Annotated in this window: 21 protein-coding genes; 14 read left to right on the forward strand and 7 right to left on the reverse strand. The window is 36.9% G+C overall.

The window, feature by feature from the left end; all coding sequences use genetic code 11:
- The first annotated feature begins 21 nt into the window (after positions 1–21).
- The 7 genes from SJW71_RS07575 to SJW71_RS07605 all read left to right on the forward strand — a co-directional run bounded on the left by SJW71_RS07575 (position 22) and on the right by SJW71_RS07605 (position 5875).
- Positions 22–1647, forward strand: a complete 1626-nt coding sequence (locus SJW71_RS07575) for a flavin-containing monooxygenase (protein ID WP_431811974.1) — start codon at positions 22–24, stop codon at positions 1645–1647.
- Positions 1648–1667: 20 nt separating this feature from the next.
- Positions 1668–2399 carry an SDR family NAD(P)-dependent oxidoreductase gene (locus SJW71_RS07580; protein WP_274797360.1) on the forward strand — a complete coding sequence of 244 codons (732 nt, stop codon included), beginning with the start codon at positions 1668–1670 and terminating at the stop codon, positions 2397–2399.
- Positions 2400–2430: 31 nt separating this feature from the next.
- Entirely contained in the window at positions 2431–3387 is a 957-nt protein-coding gene (locus SJW71_RS07585) for an alpha/beta hydrolase (RefSeq protein ID WP_274793975.1), read from the forward strand.
- A 149-nt stretch (positions 3388–3536) separates the two neighbouring features.
- Positions 3537–3953 carry a YugN family protein gene (locus SJW71_RS07590; protein WP_274793974.1) on the forward strand — a complete coding sequence of 139 codons (417 nt, stop codon included), beginning with the start codon at positions 3537–3539 and terminating at the stop codon, positions 3951–3953.
- A 152-nt stretch (positions 3954–4105) separates the two neighbouring features.
- Positions 4106–4270 (forward strand): hypothetical protein, encoded by a 165-nt coding sequence (locus SJW71_RS07595; RefSeq protein WP_274793973.1) that lies wholly within the window; start codon positions 4106–4108, stop codon positions 4268–4270.
- 61 nt (positions 4271–4331) lie between these two features.
- Positions 4332–5408, forward strand: a complete 1077-nt coding sequence (locus SJW71_RS07600) for a PQQ-dependent sugar dehydrogenase (RefSeq protein WP_431811975.1) — start codon at positions 4332–4334, stop codon at positions 5406–5408.
- Positions 5409–5455: 47 nt separating this feature from the next.
- Positions 5456–5875, forward strand: coding sequence for a universal stress protein (locus SJW71_RS07605; protein WP_322611651.1), 420 nt, complete (start codon positions 5456–5458; stop codon positions 5873–5875).
- 74 nt (positions 5876–5949) lie between these two features.
- Here SJW71_RS07605 and SJW71_RS07610 read toward each other — a convergent pair whose 3' ends face one another.
- From SJW71_RS07610 to SJW71_RS07640, 7 genes are all read right to left on the reverse strand, one after another.
- Complete coding sequence (locus SJW71_RS07610; protein WP_274793969.1) at positions 5950–6807, reverse strand: DUF6612 family protein; 858 nt, start codon at positions 6805–6807, stop codon at positions 5950–5952.
- 246 nt (positions 6808–7053) lie between these two features.
- On the reverse strand, positions 7054–7338 hold the full coding sequence (qoxD, locus tag SJW71_RS07615; RefSeq protein ID WP_274793968.1) for a cytochrome aa3 quinol oxidase subunit IV: 285 nt from the start codon (positions 7336–7338) through the stop codon (positions 7054–7056).
- The gene (qoxC, locus tag SJW71_RS07620) at positions 7338–7937 is read right to left on the reverse strand and encodes a cytochrome aa3 quinol oxidase subunit III (RefSeq protein ID WP_274793967.1); all 600 of its coding nucleotides are present in this window, start codon (positions 7935–7937) and stop codon (positions 7338–7340) included. Before qoxC ends, qoxD begins: the two co-directional genes overlap by 1 nt.
- A 1-nt stretch (position 7938) precedes the next feature.
- Complete coding sequence (qoxB, locus tag SJW71_RS07625) at positions 7939–9882, reverse strand: cytochrome aa3 quinol oxidase subunit I (RefSeq protein WP_312506772.1); 1944 nt, start codon at positions 9880–9882, stop codon at positions 7939–7941.
- A 61-nt stretch (positions 9883–9943) separates the two neighbouring features.
- Complete coding sequence (gene qoxA / locus SJW71_RS07630) at positions 9944–10849, reverse strand: cytochrome aa3 quinol oxidase subunit II (RefSeq protein WP_274793965.1); 906 nt, start codon at positions 10847–10849, stop codon at positions 9944–9946.
- A gap of 827 nt (positions 10850–11676) precedes the next feature.
- Entirely contained in the window at positions 11677–12519 is an 843-nt protein-coding gene (locus tag SJW71_RS07635; protein ID WP_274793964.1) for a DUF2785 domain-containing protein, read from the reverse strand.
- Positions 12520–12762: 243 nt separating this feature from the next.
- Complete coding sequence (locus tag SJW71_RS07640; protein ID WP_274793963.1) at positions 12763–13227, reverse strand: hypothetical protein; 465 nt, start codon at positions 13225–13227, stop codon at positions 12763–12765.
- 212 nt (positions 13228–13439) lie between these two features.
- Here SJW71_RS07640 and SJW71_RS07645 point away from each other — a divergent pair, with 212 nt between their 5' ends.
- The 7 genes from SJW71_RS07645 (at position 13440) to SJW71_RS07675 (ending at position 23032) form a co-directional block, all read left to right on the forward strand.
- Positions 13440–14423, forward strand: coding sequence for a hypothetical protein (locus SJW71_RS07645; protein ID WP_431811976.1), 984 nt, complete (start codon positions 13440–13442; stop codon positions 14421–14423).
- A gap of 119 nt (positions 14424–14542) precedes the next feature.
- Positions 14543–15832, forward strand: a complete 1290-nt coding sequence (gene tig, locus SJW71_RS07650; RefSeq protein WP_431811977.1) for a trigger factor — start codon at positions 14543–14545, stop codon at positions 15830–15832.
- 665 nt (positions 15833–16497) lie between these two features.
- The gene (clpX, locus tag SJW71_RS07655; RefSeq protein WP_274793960.1) at positions 16498–17769 is read left to right on the forward strand and encodes an ATP-dependent protease ATP-binding subunit ClpX; all 1272 of its coding nucleotides are present in this window, start codon (positions 16498–16500) and stop codon (positions 17767–17769) included.
- 230 nt (positions 17770–17999) lie between these two features.
- A complete protein-coding gene (lon, locus tag SJW71_RS07660) occupies positions 18000–20324 on the forward strand; it encodes an endopeptidase La (protein ID WP_312506783.1) in 2325 nt (774 codons plus the stop codon).
- A gap of 4 nt (positions 20325–20328) precedes the next feature.
- On the forward strand, positions 20329–20910 hold the full coding sequence (gene yihA, locus SJW71_RS07665; protein ID WP_274793959.1) for a ribosome biogenesis GTP-binding protein YihA/YsxC: 582 nt from the start codon (positions 20329–20331) through the stop codon (positions 20908–20910).
- A 137-nt stretch (positions 20911–21047) separates the two neighbouring features.
- Positions 21048–21221, forward strand: coding sequence for a YjfB family protein (locus tag SJW71_RS07670; protein ID WP_081011007.1), 174 nt, complete (start codon positions 21048–21050; stop codon positions 21219–21221).
- A 146-nt stretch (positions 21222–21367) separates the two neighbouring features.
- Entirely contained in the window at positions 21368–23032 is a 1665-nt protein-coding gene (locus SJW71_RS07675; protein WP_431811978.1) for a hypothetical protein, read from the forward strand.
- Positions 23033–23115 lie beyond the last annotated feature (83 nt).

Genomic DNA, 23115 nt, shown 5'->3' on the forward strand with positions numbered 1-23115 from the left:
GAAGATGAGGGGGCACAAAATTTGGGGAGTCAAACAGTCAACGAGGTGGACGCAGTTGTTTTAGGTGCAGGGTTTGCGGGCTTGTATATGTTACATCAGCTAAGGAGTAATGGTTTTTCTACCATTGTATATGAGGCTGGAGATGGTGTAGGAGGGGTATGGTATTGGAATCGTTATCCTGGTGCTAGGTGTGATATCGAAAGCATCTATTACAATTATACTTTCTCAAAGGAATTATATGAAGAATGGACATGGACATCTAGATTCCCAGAACAAGAAGAAATATTGCGCTATTTAAATTATGTGACAGATCGTTTTCAGTTACGAGAAAGTATCCAATTCAACACACGTGTCCATGCAGCACATTTTGATGAGGAACAGAATAAATGGCTCATTCATTTAAATGATGGACAGCGGATTTTAACAAAGTACTTTATAACAGGAATAGGTTGTTTATCTGCTGCTAATATTCCTAACATTCAAGGGTTACAACAATTTCACGGAAAATGGTATCATACTGGGCATTGGCCACATGAAAAAGTTAACTTTAAGGGAAAACGAGTAGGGATTATTGGGACAGGCTCAAGTGGCATTCAAGCAATACCTGTTATAGCAAAAGAAGCAGCACATTTAACCGTATTCCAACGGACGCCACAGTACACGATCCCAGCCCGTAATCATCCATATGATAACGACTTTATAAAAGAAACAAAGCAAAACTTCGAAACGTTAAAGCATGCGATGAGAAATTCTGTTTCGGGTACACCCTTTGCACAAAATCAGCAGTCTGCCATGGAGGATAGTGATGATAGAAGGCTAGAGGTTTTTGAAGAGGCTTGGGCACAAGGTGGCTTTGCCTTCTCAGTGACTTATCATGATTTGTTAACGAATGAACAATCCAATGAACAAGCAGCGGAATTTATTCGCTCCAAAATACGTCAAACTGTCAAAGATCCAATTGTAGCTGAAAGATTATGTCCTACATATATGTATGGGACAAAAAGACAAGTTTTAGATAGCGATTATTTTGAAACCTATAACAGAGATAATGTTTTACTTGTGGATGTGAAAGCATCACCTATTCAACGAATAACCGAAACAGGTATTCAGACATCCGACGATCAGTACGATTTAGATATCATCATTTTTGCTACTGGCTATGATGGTATGACGGGGCCGTTATTTAAAATTGATATTCGGGGAAGGGGTGGCGTGACACTGAAAGAAAAATGGGAGAATGGTGCATCTGTTCAAACCTACCTCGGACTTACAACAGCTGGTTTTCCAAATTTATTTATGATAACGGGACCAGAAAGCCCTTCTGTACTTGTGAATATGCCAGTCGCTATTGAACAGCATGTAGAATGGATTGCACAATGCATTAACTACTTACGTGAACACGACATTGAAATAATGGAACCCTTTGAGGAAGCAGAAATAGCATGGAGCAAGCATTGTAGAGAGATTGCTAATGAAACACTATACGTCAAAGGTGATTCCTGGTATACAGGAGCTAATATTGAAGGGAAACCTCGAAGTTTTTTAATCTATCTTGGAGGATTTGATTATTATACAAAACGGTGCAATGAAGTTGCTCAAAACCATTATGAGGGCTTTAAGCTAATGAAATTAAAATCGATATCATAGTTTGAGAGAGAGGAGCATATATAAATATGGAGCAACAAGTAGTCATTATTACAGGTGCCGGAAGTGGTATAGGCAGAGAGGCTGCTAAACTACTTGCAAAAAAGGACAAGGCTTTAGTATTAGTAGATTTTGATGAAAAAAATGGTCAAGATACATTAAGCGTAGTGAAGAAACATCAACAACACGCAATTTTTGTCCAAGCTGATGTGGCAAAAAGCCAAGATGTCAAAAAGTATGTGGACGCTGCAAAAGAAACATTTGGCAGGATTGATGCCTTTATTAATAATGCAGGTGTTTTAAGCCCTCCAGCACTTCTTGGAGATTTAGATGAAGAGACGTTTGATCGAGTAATTTCGGTCAATCTTAAAGGGGCTTTTTTAGGTTTAAAGTATGTGTTGAAAGAAATGGAGCAACAACAGTCAGGTGTTATTGTCAATACCGCATCAGCAGCAGGTATACAAGGACAACCCTATTTAGGTGGCTATGCAGCTAGTAAGCACGGTGTTGTTGGGCTAACGAAAACAGCTGCTATTGAATATGGACCAAGTGGTATTCGGGTTAATGCAATTTGTCCTGGTGGTGTGATGACAAACATGACAAAGGGATTAGCATCAAGCCCAGAAGAAAATGGGCCATTGCGAAGATTAGCGGACCCTATTGAAGTTGCAAATGTAATCGCTTTCTTAATTTCACCAGAAGCTTCCTATGTAAACGGCGCTGTCATAACTATTGATGGCGGATTAACTTCTTGAAAAATAGCTAAATAAGAGAGGATGGATCAGAATGGAACATCGAATTAATCCAGAACTAAAAGAAACATTAGCTTTATTTCCCCCTTTAGATTTAGACAATGTACAGGCTACACGAGAGGGAATGGCGGCAGTTGCCGTACCAGCACCAATAGATGAACATATTGCAGTTGAGAATAAAATGATTCAGGGGCCTGCTGATCATCATGATTCACTGCGCGTTAGAATTTATAAGCCAAAAGAGCAAAATGAGATTTACCCAGGGCTGCTATGGATTCATGGTGGTGGGTATGTGTTAGGTGCTCCGGAGGGGGATGATTTACTATGTCAGCGCTTTGTCAATGAAGCAAAATGTGTCGTTGTATCTGTAGACTACAGACTTGCACCTGAACACCCATATCCTGCACCGCTGGAAGATTGTTATTCCGCATTAAAATGGGTAGCGGATCATGCAGATGAACTAGGAATCGATCCTAATCGTCTAGGCATTGCAGGCGCAAGTGCTGGTGGAGGGCTAACAGCTGCCCTTGCATTACTTACTCGTGATCGTAACTATCCAAAGCTTAGCTTCCAAATGCCTCTATATCCAATGATAGATGATCGTAATAATACACCATCCTCATTAGAAATTACAGGGCATATGATTTGGAACCATGATCTTAACCAAAAGGGATGGGAAATGTATTTGAATGGAGAAAACGGCAGTGCTAATGTGTCTCAATATGCCGCTCCAGCTAGAGCAGAAGATCTATCAGGTTTACCGTTTACGTATACATGTGTTGGTCAATTAGATCCATTCCGTGATGAGACTTTACAATATGTCACAAAGTTATGCCAGGCAGGAGTAGATGTAGAATTCCACTTATATCCTGGATGCTATCATGGCTTTGAAAGCATTGTTCCAACTGCTGATATAAGTCAAAGAGCTGTTACGGAGTATGTAGAAGCAGCTAAATATGTTTTAAACCGCAATATTTCGGTTCCTCTATAAAAATTTTAGAATGTCTCGAAGCTTTGATATATCAAGGTTTCGAGATTTTTTGATAGTGTTCATTCACCAATTTTTAATTAGTACATAGCAAGTTTGTAATGCCACCTTTTAGGTTAGACTTTTATTGAGTGAAAGGAGGAGAGTGCAAATTGTTACAGTTTGATTCAAAAATTGTTGGGAAAGAGATTGGTTTTGGTTATTTACGAGATAAAATTGCCGATCGTGGTTTTACAATCGGAGGTAATTGGGAGTATTATAAAGGCAGTTTCGATTCGGTATTATGGAAAGAAGCGGGCGAAACTATATATTTACGCGTCCCCTTCATCGTAACATCTGGAGAACTTGATAATGAAGATTGCCAAATTCGTTTTCAAAAGCCGTTTGTCATTAAGCATGTTGCCAATATTGGCTTAGATTATGACGAGGGATCTTTACTAGACGCAACTGGTGCTAGCCAATTCCAAACACCACTTGATACAGATGGACACATTCATGATAAAAGTAGATGGATTCAGGCAGGAGAACAAGCAGTAGAAGAGAAAGTGCTGCCTTATTTCCTGCATTAGCTAGATAAATTTGAATAGCTATTAACAACATTTTTATGTCCTTTAGCCTTTTTCTGATTGGGAACTTGTAATCAAAAATAGAAATAGAATTGTCGTAAGAATTTTCCAATATTATAATAGTGATATTCTATACTACTATAAGAGGTGAGTTTATGGACAAAGTAGCTATTGATGATTTTCAACATTCCCATCAAAAATTGCAACAAGAACGACTCATCCATCGGAAAGAAGCGTATCTTGAAGTATTAGAAAAAACAAAAGCATATGGTGAAATAATTATGTTTGATAGTATAAAAGGTAATAAAAGAGGCGTCTAGATGACGTCTTTTTCTATTTTCATAACGTATCGCTAGAATATCAAGGAAAGGATGATAAACAATGAAACGACTCATGCCATTTTTCCTGCTACTAATAGTTTTATGTGTTGCTTGTACTTCAAACAAAGATAAGGAGCATAAAAAGCCTGATAAAGAAGACGCGCGTTCTACACTCACAACCAATTCAACTGCTGAGATAGTAGCAGATCAATTGCAAACACCATGGTCTATTCAAAAAAGTGGAACTGCTTTTTATATAGCTGAAAGGCCGGGAAATATTGTGAAGATTGAGGAAGGGGCTGTGGATAGGCAACAGGTCATGCTAAAGAAAGAGCTCTCAACAGCGCCAGAGGCCGGATTGTTGGGATTTGTACTAGCACCTAATTTTTCTACAGCACAGGTTGCCTATGCCTATTATACGTATGTCGAGGGATCGGAACAGTTTAATCGCATTGTGACATTAACGTTGAGCGATAATAAGTGGCAAGAGACGGATCTCATTATTGATCGTATTAGAAGTGGTACCTATCATCATGGTGGTCGTTTGCAAATAGGTCCTGATGGTAAGCTGTATGCTACGGTTGGAGATGCGACACAACCATCCTTAGCACAGAATTTGGATGCCCTAGAAGGGAAGATTTTACGTATCAATTTGGATGGCTCCGTACCAAACGATAATCCTTTTCCAAAATCGTATGTATATAGTTATGGACATCGAAATCCACAAGGCATGGCATGGGCAGCGGATGGGACAATGTATGCAAGTGAACATGGCAATTCAGCAAATGATGAAATTAATTTGATTGAAAAAGGAAAAAATTACGGTTGGCCAATCATTGAAGGAATTGACCAACAGCAAGGTATGATAACACCACTCTATACATCGGGTGCTTCTAAAACATGGGCACCATCGGGTATGGCCATCGTCAATAATCAATTATATGTTGCAGCACTAAGAGGCTCAGCTGTGTTACAGTTCGATGTGACAAACAATAAACAAGATGAGCTTTTTACTGAATTTGGTAGAATTCGGGATGTTTTTGTGGAGGAAGGATATCTTTATTTTATAAGCAATAATACGGATGGTCGTGGAAATCCACAATCTCGTGACGATAAGCTCTATCGAACACCGTTGTGATATAATAGTTGTGAAAACATGGAAGATAAGTGAATGGGAGGACTAACATGGCTAACTATCTTAAAATCGCTGTCGCAATTGATTTCTCAGAGCAATCACTCAAAGCATTCGACAGAGCAAGTCATTTAGCAATACAGCATCAGGCTATTTTGCAATTGGTGAACGTAATTGATACGAAATCGTTTGGAGCGGTATCTGCTTATGATTTAAAATATGCAGAGGAATTAAAGAAAGAAAATATGCTTAAAATGGAAAAACTAGAAAAAGAGGCGTTACAATTAGGTGTCAACGAGGTGGAATCAATAGTAGAAACAGGTTCACCGAAGGGTATTTTAACACAATTACCGAATGTTGATTTAATCGTCTGTGGCGCGACTGGATTAAACCGTATGGAAAAGATGATGCTAGGATCCGTTGCCGAAAAGATTGTACGCCATGCTCTATGTGATGTCTTACTAGTTCGCTAGTATAGGGAACTTACTGTTAAATAGATGGCATAAAAAGCACCTGCTTGTATTCGAAAACAAGCAGGTGCTTTATTTTATTGTCTTGTTTGAGCGTTATCAATAATGCTCTGAGGAATATCGATAGTTTTTAGATGATTAAATTCAGTATAAGTAACGACTGATTTTGTATTCATTACTAATTCGTCACCTTCTACTGCCATTTTTAAATCAAAATTCATATCCATTTTGTTTGTATCGAAAGTCTCTTTATCGATATGAAGTACATAGTTGATTTTTTCAATTGTTAATTGATCCAGTGGGTTTTCTTCTAACCCCATACCTTGCATCGATTTATTAATTTCAGAATCAATTAGCTCTTTAAATTTATCACCTTTTGCTTCTAATGTAAGAACATATTCATCATCTGTTTGCTCAAATGAAAAATCACCAATGAATTTTTTTAGTTGTTCTAGTTGTTCTTTCGCATCTGCAGAAGCAGCTGTTTGATCTAAAATTGCTTCAAAGTTTTCATCAGGAAGCTTCATCCAGCTATCAGTTGTCGTATCTTTCATAAACAGGCCAGTATCTTTTTTCATATACATTTCCATTGGCATGTCCGTTGTTTCTTCACCTTCACTCATCATATCTGGCATCGACATAGACCCTGATAAATGCATTGCAAGTGGGTCAACAATGATGTCCATTTCCATATTAGAGTCGATAGAAAACTCCATTGCCTCTTCTCCAGATCCAACCTTTGTCACCTGTGTCATGTCCATTTTGGCACTCGCACTTTTAATGTCAGCCTGGCGGTCCACCGCTTTGTCATACACTTGCTCTAAAGTAAGCTTGCTTGTTTTCGTTGTGTCTTTCGTAGGGGTAGCGCTTGAGTTACAAGCCGCAAGTGTCAATGCTAGTGTTCCAACTGCTAATACTTTAAAAACTTTCTTCATTTCTTTCATCTCCTATTCTTGGTAAAAAACACTATCTACTACTATACGCGCTAGAAAAGGAAAAGTTTCGTAAATTGTTAAAAAAGTACTAGATTTTTATTAAAAAAACAACATTTTTCCTACTGATATTAGTAGTAAACGTTATAATTAATAAATGAATAAAGGGAAAAACAAAAAAGCTGTCACCAACTTATCGCATAAGGACGATAGTTGGGACAGCTTCTTTTTTCGCCAAGGCGTAATGGATCAATTATAACCCCAGATCATAGCGAATAATGTACCAATGATTGTTACAACACCTACGAATACTGAGTATAAAATCGTTGTATATAACGTTTTCTTATCTTCAGATTCACCAATGTGCATGAATAAAACTAATTGTACAGTTGCTTGTGCAAGGGCAGTTACTAGTAAAATAGCGAATGCCATTTTATAACTCATATCAAAGGTTACAACGGCTAAAGCGACAATTGTCAATAATAATGAGAAGCCGAAGCCCATGACATGTTGTTTTGGGAATAATTCCTTCATCAGCTAATCAGTCCTTTCAAGTAGACGAAGCTGAAGATGAAAATCCAAACAACGTCTAGGAAATGCCAGTACAATGAGAAGATAAACGCTTTGTTCGCTGTTTGTGGATTTAAACCACGTTTAGCTACTTGGATTAAAATAGCTAAGCCCCAGAAGAAACCAAATGTTACGTGGGCACCGTGCGTTCCAAGTAAAGTCATTAATGACGATAAGAATGCGCTCGTTTGAATCGTTGCGCCTTCGTGTACATATGTGACAAACTCATCAATCTCAATAGCTAAGAAGCCTAGGCCTAGTAAAAGGGTAATGATGAAGAATGTCATCATTGCTTTTTTATGACCAATACGCATTGCATGAACACCAAGACCAATTGTGAAACTACTTGTTAATAATAAGAATGTTTCCCACAGAACTGGAGTTAATTCGAAAATTTCAGCGCCATCTGGGCCACTACCTGTACGTGTATGAAGTGTGAAATACACTGTAAATAGTGTGGCAAATAACACGATCTCGGCGCCAAGGAAAACCCAGAAACCAAAGATTTTTAGGCGGTTTTCCTCTGTACTATATTCTAATGGAAGTGAAGAATCGATTTTCATATTATTTATCACCTCTCAAGCTTTTCTCAGTTGCCATAACTTCCTCAACTGAAATGTAACGACCATGATCTTTTTCGAATGAACGATGGATCATGAAACCAAATACACCAAGCATACTGATGATGGCTGGAATCCATAGATTAAATACAGCGAAGAATGCTGCAAGGAAGAAGAATCCACTCATCCAGAATGGTGTGCCTGTATTATTTGGCATGTGAATTTTTTCAATTGTACCTGCTGTAATATCGCGACCTTCTTTTTTCGCGAACCAAAACTCATCTAAGCGAGTAACTGTTGGTACTACAGCAAAGTTGTATTCTGGTACTGGAGAATGAGTAGCCCATTCAAGTGTACGACCATCCCAAACATCTGCCTTTTCATTGCGAGGCATGTGTTTCCAGCTGTAGTAAATGTTATAAACGATCAATGCAAAGCCAACTGCAAGTCCTAGAGCACCAACGAACGAAAGCATATTCAATGGGCCGTAACCAGTAGACTCTGAATAAGTGTACATACGACGAGCATAACCATCTAAACCTAAAATGAATAATGGGAAGAACGTTACGTTGAAGCTGATAGCAATAAACCAGAAACCAGCTTTCCCTAATTTTTCGTTTAAACGGAAACCGAACATTTTTGGCCACCAGTAGTGGTAACCTGCAAGTACACCAAACACTGTACCTGGAATTAATACATAGTGGAAGTGGGCAACTAAGAACATCGTATTATGATATTGGTAGTCGGCACTTGCCATTGCTAACATAACCCCTGTAACCCCACCAATAGTGAAGATAGGAATAAAGCCTAATGCATAAAGCATCGGGGTTGTAAATTGAATTTTCCCGTGCCGCATTGTGAGTAACCAGTTAAATATTTTTACACCAGTCGGAACTGCGATTGCCATTGTTGTAATAGAGAAAACACTGTTTACCATTACGCCATGACCCATTGTATAGAAGTGGTGGGCCCATACTAAGAATGATAGTAAAGAAATGACAACCATACTCATAACCATTGATTTGTAGCCGTATAAGTTTTTACGTGCAAATGTTGCAATGATTTCTGAGAAGATACCGAAAGCAGGTAGGATAACGATATAAACCTCAGGATGTCCCCAAACCCAGAATAGGTTGGCCCAGAGCATATCCATACCACCGTCTTGCATCGCAAAGAATTTTGTGCCGAATTGACGGTCAAACATCATTAGGGCAAGCGCTACAGTTAATACTGGGAACGCGAATACGATAATAACGTTTGTAATTAAAATTGACCAAGTAAACATTGGCATTTTCATTAATGTCATACCAGGTGCACGCATTTTAATAATTGTCGTGATGAAGTTAACACCCGTCATTAATGTACCAATACCTGATAATTGAAGTGCTAAAGAATAATAGTTATTCCCTACAGTAGGACTAAAATCCGTACTTGCAAGAGGGAAGTAGGCTGTCCAACCAGCGTCTGGTGAACCACCGATAATGAAAGATAAGTTTAATAAACCAGCACCTGCTGCAAATAGCCAAAAGCTAACAGCATTTAGACGTGGGAAAGCAACGTCACGTGCACCAATTTGTAGTGGGATTACAATGTTCATTAAACCGATAACAAATGGCATCGCCATAAATAGAATCATTAATAAACCATGTGTTGTGAAAATCTCGTTGTAATGTTGTGCATCAAGAAGTCCGTTATCTGGAACGGCTGTTTGTGCACGCATTAATAGTGCATCAATACCACCACGGAATAGCATTAATAATGCTACTGCGATATACATAATCCCGATTTTTTTATGGTCAACAGTTGATAGCCAGTTTTTGTAGAAAAAGCCCCATTTTTTAAAATAAGTAAGGCCTGCTACGATAACCACTGCACCAACTACGATACTAATAGCTGCCGCTAAAATCATCGGTTCTTGCATTGGATGGAATAATTCTTCCATACTCATTGGATGCGCTCCTTTCAGAAATAAAAATTAATGTAAATATTCGTTCGAAGTTAACGTTAAATTAGTGACCTGAATGTTCGCTATTCATGTCTTCTTCAGACATATCACCATGATCCATGTTATCCATATCCATGTTTTTACCATGTTCCATTGGAGCTGGACTGAAGTCTAAGTGTGTAGATGAGAAGCTTTGACGACCAACGTGCTCTGCTTTTAATAGCTCATCAAATTTTTCTTCAGTTAATGGTGCCTCTTTAGCTTTTACATCAGCAACCCATTTATCGAAGTCTTCTTGTGTCATAGATTGTGCTTCAAATTCCATTTCGGCAAAGCCACGTCCATTAAAGTTAGAGTTACGTCCCATAAATGAACCAACTTCATCTGCCGCAAGGTGAATAGTTGTTAACATATCACTCATGGCATATTTTTGACCTGCTAATTGAGGAATCCAGAAACTTGTAATTGGACCAAATGAGTAAAGTTTGAACTCGATTGGACGATCCACCGGAATGTTTACATAGTTAACTGTTTCAACACCTTGTTCTGGATAACTAAAGTGCCATTTCCAGTTTGATGATGATGCATAAATAACTAATGGTTCCTTATCGTCATAACCTGCTGGTTGAGCTTCTACTGTAGAAGTTGTTCTAACTGTCACAACAGCTAAGAATGCTACGATAATAATTGGAATTACTGTCCATGTAATTTCTAGAAGATGGCTTCCTTCTTCATGAGGAGGCTCATAATCTGCAGATGCTTTTGATGCACGGTATTTTGTTAGCATAAAGGCTAAAAGCACATACACGACTAGTAATATAAAGGCCATTGTAATAATGGATAAAATAATTGTGTTTGATAATGTTTCGGCATTTGGTCCTTTTGGATTGAACACTGTTAATGGTTCACATCCAGCAAGAAGTGCAAGAGCACTCAAAGCTACAAACATTAAACTTAATTTTTTCTTCATGTTTGACTCCTTTCTATAGAACGGCTATTCATAAAATTCATGTGTTTTTTGTCAGTCTCACATTTACAAATAGTTGGTACTGAGGTCACCTCTTTTATCTTGGCGTATCAATCAACAACATAAGAATTTACAATGGCATGGTTCAATATGAAACATAAAATCTTGTGTTGATTGATCTGATGCAAGCGTTAGCAAAACTAATGATTGTGCAATCGTTTTAAATACGTACTTGCCTAATGACGATTGTCACAATGTGTCGTTGTTTGCACATTGGATTATACGCCCTGTTTTTAAGAAAAAACATAATTTTGTTATGAAAAAGATAGTAAAGAGGTGTTGAATTTGAACATTTTTTGAACAAAAATCGTTATTTTAGTATTGGTATTTAAAGGTTTTAATTATTAAACACTGTGAAAACGTTGAAAATACTGCATTCCTCATGTTTAACTAAGTAAATAATTTTTTTTATGAAAAATTGCATTTCACATTTTGGACGCTGTTTTGTAATAAAATCAACGTAATATCGGTCTTTTCAATACTTTTGGGTTGCCTTTTTTAAAAAAAAGGAGTAGTCGCAATGACGGTGTGTGGAAACATTAGGATGAATTTTCAATCAAAGGAATGAGAGGAAAGGGAATAACTGTCTTATCATATTGATTATGTTAATATAATAATTTGCTTTCTTTAATATCCATATATTTACTTGATATATTCTACTCGAAAAGTAAAAAAGCAAACTAAGAGCAGTCCTAGTTTGCTGGTGTTTTAGAAAATTTTTATGTTATGGAGAAGGATGTGTAGTAAATCAGCAATTTTTAAATTGACAGTCAATCTCCAAGCTTCAGCCATTTGGCTACCTTTCCATAAATTGTGTTTTGTAATTGAGGAGCTTTATTATTCATTTTTAAGAAAAAATACAATGTTTTCATAAAGTTTAATGTGCAAGTACGTCCGCTAAAAAAGCTTTCATTATAGCCTTGCATCATTAGGTGCATTTCAAATTTATCAAAAGCTTGTTCAACAAATTCAATTAGTGCTTCCTCGGAGTAATTTTGATTTAATAATGCATCTACTATGTTAATTAAACGTTCCTCTTCATCATTGACATAGACGGTGTCTTTCCAAGTGACAAGCTTTAAAGCATGTAAGATGGAAGGGGCATATTGTAAATCGAATTTTGGGTGTTTAATGGTCGTTGAGGCTAAATCAGCACCATGGGCAATGCTGTGCGCCCATCCTTTATCTGGGACGAAACCTCTAGTATCTTGTTCTAATAATAAATAGCGTCCGATTTTTTTAAAGAAAATTTGCAAACGATCATTGTTTAAAATCAATAACTCTGCATCCTTTGCAAGAATACCTGCAACTAGTAGAGCGGAAAATGAACGAGTAAAGACGCTATCTGTTGATTTTTCACCTATCTGTAAGTACAAGAAATCATCACTAGTTGCTGTATCAAATAAAATCTGTAATTGTTGCGGGTTTACTAAATTATCGCTCAGTAAATCGATGAATGTACGATATATGTACTGATCCCGTAATTCTGCATCGACTGTGCCTATATGAGTTAGCATTTCTTGTAATAGCCAATCACTGTGTTGTGACATAAAAGTTTGGCGTTCAGAAAGTGTCATTGTAGAAAAAGACTGTAATGTTTCTTTAATAGTCATGTTTGAAAAAGCCCCCATAATAATTTTTCTTCTATTATTATAGCCGCTTTTCATTTCGAATTGACAAATTTGAAACTTCGGAAAGAAAGAACGGCAACATAACGTCCCTCTTGAACGGAATTTTTTACAATATTATTTCCTGAACCTATAGAAAGTTGTTATGATAGAAACGCAACAAAATGGTAAAGCTTAAATTAAGCGCAAAAAAAAGACATACCTATTTAAGTATGTCTCTTTGGCTCGTTAGAGGACGACAGCTGATTTTATGCCAATTGGCCATTCAATAAGGGAGTCCTGATTTGTCTGTAACTCGACAAGAATATGGGTGTTTTTTATAGCATCAATGAGCCATTCACTGTAATGACGATTTGGTTCTGGATGCTGTAAAATTTGCTGCATATCTTTTTTATCAACATGTAATAGTTTGTAGTTACATTCAATGTTTACTTTTTGAGGAATAATGCAGAGTGATTCATTTTGGTGACCAAGTGCAATAGAACCTGGAATATAACCTTGAATACGTAAAATATAGGTACTTGCTTCTTGTGTATAGACATCAATTTTAGTACGTGTTAAAAAATCAAATTCTATCGGCTTATCTTGAAACGGTCCGTTTGTGGTAGAAAAAGAAATGACTTTAATCGATAATGCCTCGAATGCAGGTGAGATACAATGATTAAATTCAGTAATTGTATCTAGTAATTGCATGGATTCCACTCCTTGTTAAGAACTTGGTTTTATTCAAACAGACAATAAAGGGGATGTCTGTCATTGTAATAAATTTTAGATTATTCTAATTATAATACAATTTATTACAAAATATGAATCCAAAAGCAATGATTTTTTGTTAAAAATAAGAAACTTGTGGATTTTTTTAGTAAATAACCAAATTAAAAAATAGAAATAAAGAGGTGAGAAAAATGACAAAACGAAAGCGTCATGTCATTAAACATGACAATATTGTTGTTTTTCCAGGCGCTGTCCAAACTTTAATACGTGAAGGACATATGTTTGCAGAGAATTATCAATATGAAAAGGCAGTGGCGAGTTTTGAAAAGGCATTTGTATATGAAACTGGAGATGAATTTGCGCTGAGTGCCTATGCCTTTGCTTTATATGAAATAAAGGACTATGACAAAGCGAAAAATGTATGTGAGCAGCTATTTACGATGGGTACGTCAATGTATGTAGAAGTGATGGAATTGTACATTACCATATGCATGCAGTTAAAAGATTACCATCAAGTGGAGACGTTAATAACGACTTTACTTGAAGAAAATGTATTGCCGCATGATCAAGTTGAAAAATTTGAACGATTAAAAAGTTTGAATAGAGAAGTGTCTAGAAATCTAGAAAAGAGAGAAAATGCACAACATTTAATAGAGGAACAAGAATATGAGCTTGCGAAATTTAGTGCACTTTCACCAAATGAACAATCCATTCGCTTACACCGCCTTATGGATAGCAATGTAAGACAATTAAAAACGGCATTAAAGGCTATTATTGAATGCTCAACGATTCATCCTTTTGTACAAAGCTTAGCATTAATATTGTTAGTGGAACAGGAAGTAGCCATAGACATAACAGTTTCTAAATTTGAACAAACAAAAGTCGTGAATCCAGCCAATCTAGTATTGCCTAATCAATTACCGCAATATGGAGAAATAAAAAATATTATTGAAATGAAGTTAGAGCAAGACCCTACGACATTGGAAATGGTACAATATTTAATGGCGAAACATGCCATTGTAACGTATCCGTTTGAGTGGCATCCATTCCAAGCTGATGATGTTGCTTATAGTTATATTGATTTTGTCTTAACAATGCTAGGAAATGTGCAAGAAATGGACTATGAAATCATGGACTTTTTACAAATGTTAGAAAAGCTAACAGAACTACATTAGGTATGAAATAAGTTGAAACTATACACATCTATGTTATACTAAAATGGTTGTCAAAATCGTAGTTACGAATGAATTGTCTAACATCTAAACTTGATTATTTATTTTGGAGGTATTTATACATGTCAGCAAAATGGGAAAAACAAGAAGGTAATATCGGTACTCTTACAATCGAAGTACCTGCTGTAGAAGTAGATGCAGCGATGGATCAAGCATTTAAAAAAGTTGTAAAACAAATTAACGTACCAGGTTTCCGTAAAGGTAAAATGCCTCGTAAAATGTTTGAACAACGCTTTGGTATCGAATCACTATACCAAGATGCATTAGAAATTATCGTTCCTGATTCTTATGCAAAAGCAATTGATGAAGCTGGAATTATGCCAGTTGATTACCCAGAGATTTCTGGTACAGAAAACTTTGTACATGGTCAAGATTTCACATTTACTGCACAAGTAACAGTAAAACCAGAACCAAAGCTTGGTGACTACAAAGGTCTAGAAGTATCTAAACTTCCTGTAGAAGTAACTGATGAAGAAGTGGATGCTCAAATTCAAGACCAATTAGCTCGTAAAGCTGAGCTTGAAATTAAAGAAGACGAAGCAATCGTAGAAGGTGATACAGCTGTTATCGATTTCGAAGGTTTCGTAGGTGAAGAAGCTTTCGAAGGTGGTAAAGGTGAAGACTATCCACTAGAAATCGGTTCGGGTTCTTTCATTCCTGGTTTTGAAGAGCAACTTGTTGGCGTGAAAGCTGGCGAATCTAAAGATGTGGTTGTTACATTCCCAGAAGAATATCATGCTGCAGAATTAGCTGGTAAAGAAGCAACTTTCAAAGTAACAGTAAAAGAAGTTAAAACAAAAGTTCTTCCTGAGTTAAATGATGAATTTGCAAAAGAACTTGACCCAGAAGTTGAAGGCGTAGAAGCTTTACGTGCTAAAATTAAAGACCAAACTGCAGCTCAAAAAGTAGCAGAATCAGATGCAGCTCTTCGTGATGAGCTAGTAGAAAAAGCTGCTGAAAACGCTGAGTTCGAAGTGCCAGCAGGTATGATTAACTCTGAAACTGATCGTATGTTACAAGAATTTGGTCAACGTTTACAAATGCAAGGCATGAACTTAGACCTTTACTATCAATTCTCTGGTCAATCAGAAGAAGACTTACGTGGTCAAATGAAAGAAGAAGCAGAAAGCCGTGTACGTGTATCTTTAACACTTGAAGCGATTGCTGAAGCTGAAAAAATTGAAGCAACTGAAGCAGATATTGAAGCAGAATTAGAAAAAATGGCTGCTCAATTCAATATGACTAAAGATCAAATTACAGGTGCTTTAGGTGGTACTGCAGTACTTGAAAACGACATCAAAATCCAAAAAACAGTTGAATTTTTAGTAGAAAACGCTAAAATTACTGAATAAGATTTGTGTAACTAGATAGCTAAAAAAAACAAGGTACGGCATTAAACCGTGCCTTGTTTTATCACATAAACTCTAAAAAATGGTCCCCTTATAGTTTTTTTCACTTTATACTTCACTTATACATAGTATTGTTTTAATTTTTATCTTCATTCAACAGATGTTTTGTACGGAATGTAAAATGTTAAGTACAAAACATGTCCATCTAAATAGATGGTAAACTGTATGCACAGAAGCTTTTTAGTATGTTAAACGACGACTGAATGAAGATAAAGCCAATGGCCAGAGTCAAGGAATTCAAAACCTAGACACTGTACAATTTAAGGCGAAATTGATACGATGCTAAAAACTTCATTCAGAAAAGTCATATATAATAAAATTACTAATTTTGAATGAATAAACCCTAGGTAGATGAATGTAGTAGATTCATAACGATGGATAGTTGGTTTTGGTGTAATCTAAGTGAAGTGCCATACGAAAGAATCATGTAAAGTCACGAAGTAAACACGTTCCTAGAGGATACTTTGGTAAGCAAATGAAGAAAAGAACATGATGATGCGTTATAATCTATACATGCATGAATGCCTTGGCGTAAATGATGCAGACAATTTATTTGATAAAGGTTCAATAATCTTGTAAGATTGTTGCTTGAATAGGGGTGAAACATATTGTTCAAATTTAATGATGAAAAAGGCAATTTAAAATGCTCATTTTGTGGAAAACCACAAGAACAAGTACGTAAATTAGTTGCAGGTCCAGGTGTTTATATTTGTGATGAATGTATCGAGCTTTGTTCCGAAATCGTTGTAGAGGAACTAGGTGTAGAAGAGGAAATCGAATTTCAAGATATTCCAAAACCAAAAGAGATCCTAACGATTCTAGATGAGTATGTAATTGGACAAGAACGTGCTAAAAAGGCATTGGCAGTCGCAGTTTACAATCACTATAAACGCATCAATACGAATAGTAAAATTGATGATGTTGAATTAGCAAAATCGAACATTGTGTTAATCGGCCCAACTGGTAGCGGTAAAACTTTATTAGCTCAAACGTTAGCACGTATACTAAATGTTCCATTCGCAATTGCGGATGCTACCTCCCTAACTGAAGCAGGTTATGTAGGTGAGGACGTTGAAAATATTTTATTAAAGTTAATCCAATCAGCAGATTATGATATTGAGCGTGCTGAAAAAGGGATTATCTATATTGATGAAATCGATAAAGTAGCACGTAAGTCGGAGAATCCATCTATTACACGTGATGTTTCTGGCGAAGGTGTTCAACAGGCACTCCTTAAAATTTTAGAAGGAACGGTTGCAAGTGTTCCGCCACAAGGAGGACGTAAACATCCTCATCAAGAGTTTTTACAAATCGATACAACTAATATTCTTTTCATCGTTGGTGGTGCATTTGATGGTATTGAAACGATCATTAAACGCCGTCAGGGTGAAAAAGTAATTGGATTTGGTTCAGATCCGAATAAAGTAGACGTAGATGAAGGTTCTATCATGTCAAAGCTGATTCCTGAGGATTTACTGAAATTTGGTCTAATACCAGAGTTCATTGGTCGATTACCTGTACTTGCGAGTCTAGAGCAATTAAATGAAGCTGCTCTTGTACAAATTTTAACGGAGCCAAAAAATGCACTAGCCAAGCAGTATCAAAAAATGCTTGAACTAGATGGCGTTGAACTTGAATTTGATGAAGGTGCTCTTGTTGAAATTGCAAAAGAAGCAATTGAGCGTAAAACAGGTGCGCGTGGTCTTCGTTCAATTATTGAGTCAACAATGCTTGATGTAATGTACGAATTGCCTTCACGTGAGGACGTAAAAAAATGTATCATTACAGCAAAAACAATTACGGATAAAGAAAAACCGAAATTGCTTCTTGAAGATGGCACTGAACTCGATGAAGGTAGCGATACAAAAACTTCAGCATAACGAATAGATATGGCTGTCTACCGTTGTGAGATAGAGAGTAATTAGCTGACTTCGATTGTGCAATATTCGCACATATCGACAGTCAGCTTTTTATTCATTTCTACATAAAGCTAATTGTAACTTGAAGAAATTTTTGGCTCGCTTCAATAACTAGTGTGAATCAATTTTTTAAACACATACTAGTAGCGCGGGATGTGAACATGAAAATTTTGACGGAGGTGAATGCCCGCATGGTGACAATACAAAAAACAACAAATGTACCATTATTGCCTTTACGTGGACTTTTAGTATACCCATCGATGGTGTTACATATTGATGTGGGTAGAAATCGTTCTGTAGCGGCGCTAGAGCAGGCGATGTTAGAGGACCAAATGATTTTATTGGTGACACAAAAGGAAATGCACGATGAACAGCCTGAGGAGCAAGATTTATATTCCGTTGGTACAATTGCATATGTCAAACAAATGCTAAAATTACCAAATGGTACGCTGCGAATTTTAGTAGAAGGGGTTGCTCGTGCTACCTGGGAAAATTATCGGGCGTTAGACAAGTATACAGTTGTGGATATTGACATTAAAGAGGAATCGGTAGATAAAGATGTAGAAACGCTAGCATTGATGCGTACATTATTGACGTATTTCGAAAAATATGCAAAATCCTCCAATAAAATCACAACTGAAACAATCAATACTGTAACGGATATCGAAGAACCTGGACGTCTAGCAGATATTATCGCTTCTCATTTACCGTTTAAGATTGCGGATAAGCAAGAAGTATTGGAAATGCTAAGTGTTAAAAAACGTCTTGATCACTTAATTATCCGTTTGCACGATGAACAAGAAGTATTGGATTTGGAAAAGAAGATTAATTCCAAAGTAAAGCAGTCCATGGAGCGTACGCAAAAGGAATATTATTTACGTGAACAAATGAAGGCTATTCAAACTGAGCTGGGCGATCGCGAAGGGAAAACTGGAGAAGTTGCAGAATTGCGTAAGCGTATCGATGAAGCAGGTATGCCAGATTCAACAAAAGAAGCTGTACTCAAAGAATTAGATCGCTATGAAAAAGTGCCAAGCGCTAGTGCAGAAAGCGGCGTTATTCGCAATTATATTGATTGGCTGATCTCACTACCATGGACAAAAGCAACAGAAGATCGCATGAATATTACACATGCCGAGAATATTTTAAATCGTGATCATGATGGGTTAGAAAAAGTGAAAGAACGTGTTCTAGAATATTTAGCCGTACGTCAGCTGAAAAATTCGCTGAGAGGACCTATTTTATGCTTAGCTGGACCTCCTGGGGTAGGTAAAACATCTTTAGCTCGTTCCATCGCAGAAAGCTTAGATCGCAAATTTATTCGAATTTCGTTAGGCGGCGTTCGTGACGAATCTGAAATTCGTGGACATAGACGTACGTATGTTGGCGCAATGCCTGGTCGTATTATTCAAGGAATGAAAAAAGCAGGTACCATTAATCCCGTATTTTTATTAGATGAAATTGATAAAATGTCTAATGATTTTAGAGGCGACCCTGCAGCAGCGATGCTAGAAGTATTAGATCCTGCGCAAAATAATACATTTAGTGATCATTATATTGAAGAGCCATATGATTTATCGAATGTGTTATTTATTGCAACAGCTAATGATTTGAGTAGTATTCCTGGTCCATTATTAGACCGTATGGAAGTTATTTCTATTGCAGGTTATACTGAAATTGAAAAAACTCAAATTACGAAAAATCACCTAATCCCTAAGCAATTGAAAGAACATGGATTGAAAAAAACGCAAGTAGTGATTAAAGATGAAGCAGTCATCGATATTATACGCTATTATACGCGCGAGGCAGGTGTTCGTGGTTTAGAACGACAAATCGCAACCCTTTGCAGAAAAATTGCCAAAATCATTGTATCTGGTGAGAAAAAACGGGTAACTGTTAGCTCAAAATCACTACAAGAGTTAATCGGTAAACATCGATTCCGTTATGGGCAGGCTGAAAAGGAAAACCAAGTCGGTGTCGCTACTGGGCTTGCTTATACAACTGTAGGCGGAGATACGTTACAAATCGAAGTATCCTTGACACCTGGTAAAGGAAAGTTACAGCTTACTGGTAAGCTTGGGGAAGTCATGAAGGAATCTGCTCAAACAGCATTATCCTATGTTCGCACGAAAATGGAAGATCTTGATGTGGATGCGGAATATTTCGATACACATGATATTCACATCCATGTACCTGAAGGCGCTGTACCTAAAGATGGACCTTCTGCAGGTATTACTATGGCAACTGCTATTGTCTCCGCTATTTTACATCGCCCAATTCGCCGTGAAGTTGGTATGACAGGCGAGATTACATTACGGGGCCGTGTATTGCCAATCGGAGGTCTAAAAGAAAAAACATTAAGTGCTCATCGTGCAGGCTTAACAACAATCATATGTCCAAAAGATAATGAACGTGATTTAGAGGATATTCCTGACAGTGTACGTGAGCAACTAACATTTAAACTAGTGTCATCGGCTGATGAAGTTTTAGCCTATGCACTGGACGGAGGTTTTTAGAAAAATGAAAGTCCATAACGTCGAAATGGTCATTAGTGCGGTACGGCCAGACCAATATCCAGAAGATGGACTGCCAGAATTTGCATTAGCTGGTCGTTCGAATGTAGGAAAGTCTTCCTTCATTAATCGAATGATCGGCCGTAAAGCTTTAGCACGTATTTCTTCTAAGCCTGGTAAAACACAAACCCTTAACTTTTATAAAATTGAAGAGCAATTGTTTTTTGTGGATGTACCGGGTTATGGTTATGCAAAGGTTTCAAAGTCTGAGCGTGAAGCTTGGGGGAAAATGATAGAGCGCTACTTTACTGGGCGTCAGGAATTAAAAGCAGTTGTACAAATTATAGACTTGCGTCATCCTCCAACGGCTGATGATCGCATGATGTATGATTTCCTAAAGCACTATAATATTCCTTGTATTGTGATTGCAACAAAGGCAGATAAAATTCCAAAAGGTAAATGGGATAAGCATAAAAAGATTGTCAAAGAAACATTGGAAATGGAAAAAGGCGATACTCTAATTGTCTTCTCTTCAGAAACGGGTCTTGGCTTTGAAGAAGCTTGGAGAACAATTGAAAATAAAATGTAATGTAAAAACATCTATTGTGTCTAGTCGTTAGGACAGTAGATGTTTTTTTCATTTTTACAGAAGGTAATGTAGAAAGTTGTAGAAAATGCTTGATGATTAAAATATTTGTCCGATAAATTAGATAGGAGGTGGACTAGATGGATATTGCAGCTTTATCGATGGCAATGAATCAAGCAACACTTATGCAAAACGTTTCTTTAGCTGTTACGAAACAGGCAATGGAGATGCAACAACAAAACACAGAGCAGTTAGTTGAAATGTTAGATGCTCCACATCCGACAGCTGGACATACAATTGATATTCAAGTATGAAACAGGCAGGTAGCTTGAAAGTAGGAAGCTACCTCTATTTTTATCGCTTGAAAAGATTAATAGTCTAAATTGTAACTTTTTAAATAAGAAAAGCTACCAATAATACGATATAATGATTACTAATATTTAGTAAGGAGGCAGGATTTTTGAAGAAATATTCATACATAATCATGATCATGTTACTTCTGGTTGTCAGTTTAGCCTTTAACCAACCGGCTAAAGCTGCCCAATTAGTTACTGGAACCTTTGTGGATGTAACATTTTCAGAATACACAAAGCCAGATGGCACGATAGAACAACAACTTAGTAAAGTAACTTTGCAAAATGATCGTGGCCGAACAGTGACTTTTAATATTAATAAAAATACTCGATTATATATTAACAACACGGCAACGACTATCGAGGGCTTTAAGATGGGAATGGAAGTTGAAGCTGAAATTTCTCTAAGAAGTGTTGTTGAACTGCGAGGTACATCTACAACAGCAACAGAACCGAATGGATCATCCGCAGGATCAGGAAGTAGCAGTAAAACAACAGCTGGTGTAGTAACGAGTATCGATCCAAATGGGTTATTTATTATAGTGAAGCCAGATGTAGGTGAAGAAACGACTTATTATATTAACAAAGAGACTAATTATCAAAAAGGCTCTTCAGCCACTGATATTAGTGCGTTATACGTTGGGGATCGAGTTAAACTAAACTTTAAAAATAAAAACACTTCTGTCGTAACAAAAGTAGCCATTAGTGAGACAGGCACATTAGTTGAAAACTTATATAAAGGCGAAATACAAGCAGTCAATCCTAATGCCAATAAATTAACGGTGAAAAATCAACATGCCTTTATTAACTGGCAATTTGGCTCTCAAATAACCAATGATCTATCGACAATGTCTTTTACATCCAAGGTACCAATATATGTTGGCAATACGAAAGTCGAAAAAGGTCAACTGAAAAATTATATCGGTAGTGAAGCATACTATGCGACGGTTAAACAATTCGGTAAAGAAGTCATTGAGAAAATTGTAGTATTGAAAAACAATGAACGAACATATTACGAACCCATGTTGTCTGTAGATACAGATTACCAATTATTGAAGCTGAAATCTGCAGGCACATTGTACTTCCATAATGGAACTATTTTAATTCGTAATGGACGTTTAATTGAACCAACTGGTCTTTTAGCGTATGGTACGGCATTTGTCATTGCAGATGGTGCTGCACGTGACCATTATGCGCAGGTTGTACAAGTGACAAGTGATAGCTTTATGTCACCTAACTTAGCTGGACATGAATTATATTATGGACGCTTATCTCAAGCTGATGGGTATTTAATTGAAATTGATGATGCGATGAAAATTGAATCAAATGTTTTCAAGAAAACAGATGATACTGTCTTATCAGTTAGTAATTCAACAAAGGCAATGGTCGATGATGGCAATAAAACATACAGCGTCATGCCAGATATTGAGCTTTATTTATCCGAAGGTGATTATGGATACTTCTATGTGAAGGATGGCCATGTACAAGCACTTCATATTTTAGATAATGCTAAACCAGTAGCCCCATTAATGCTGACTGGGAAACTACAGTCTGTAAAATCGAAGTATCCAGCTGTAATTAACGTAAAAAGTGTAAGCCAATGGCAGAATGGCCGTTGGTATGAGGCTGGTGAAATGGTGGATATGAATATTGACCAAGCAACAATCATTAAAGCAGGTAAAGTGATACAGCCTTCCGATCTACAAGCATCCGACCGTTTAGTTGTATTATCAGATCGATTTGTAAAAGCTCATTTTATTCTAGTAGATTAAAAGTAAATATAGACTGAAAATCTGCTTAGTCTCAGGCGAATAATATTTGCAAAAGGGCGATGTATTCACATTTGATGAGAAGG

This window comes from Lysinibacillus sp. FW12, from assembly GCF_050817245.1.
Classification (GTDB): Bacteria; Bacillota; Bacilli; order Bacillales_A; family Planococcaceae; genus Lysinibacillus; species Lysinibacillus irui.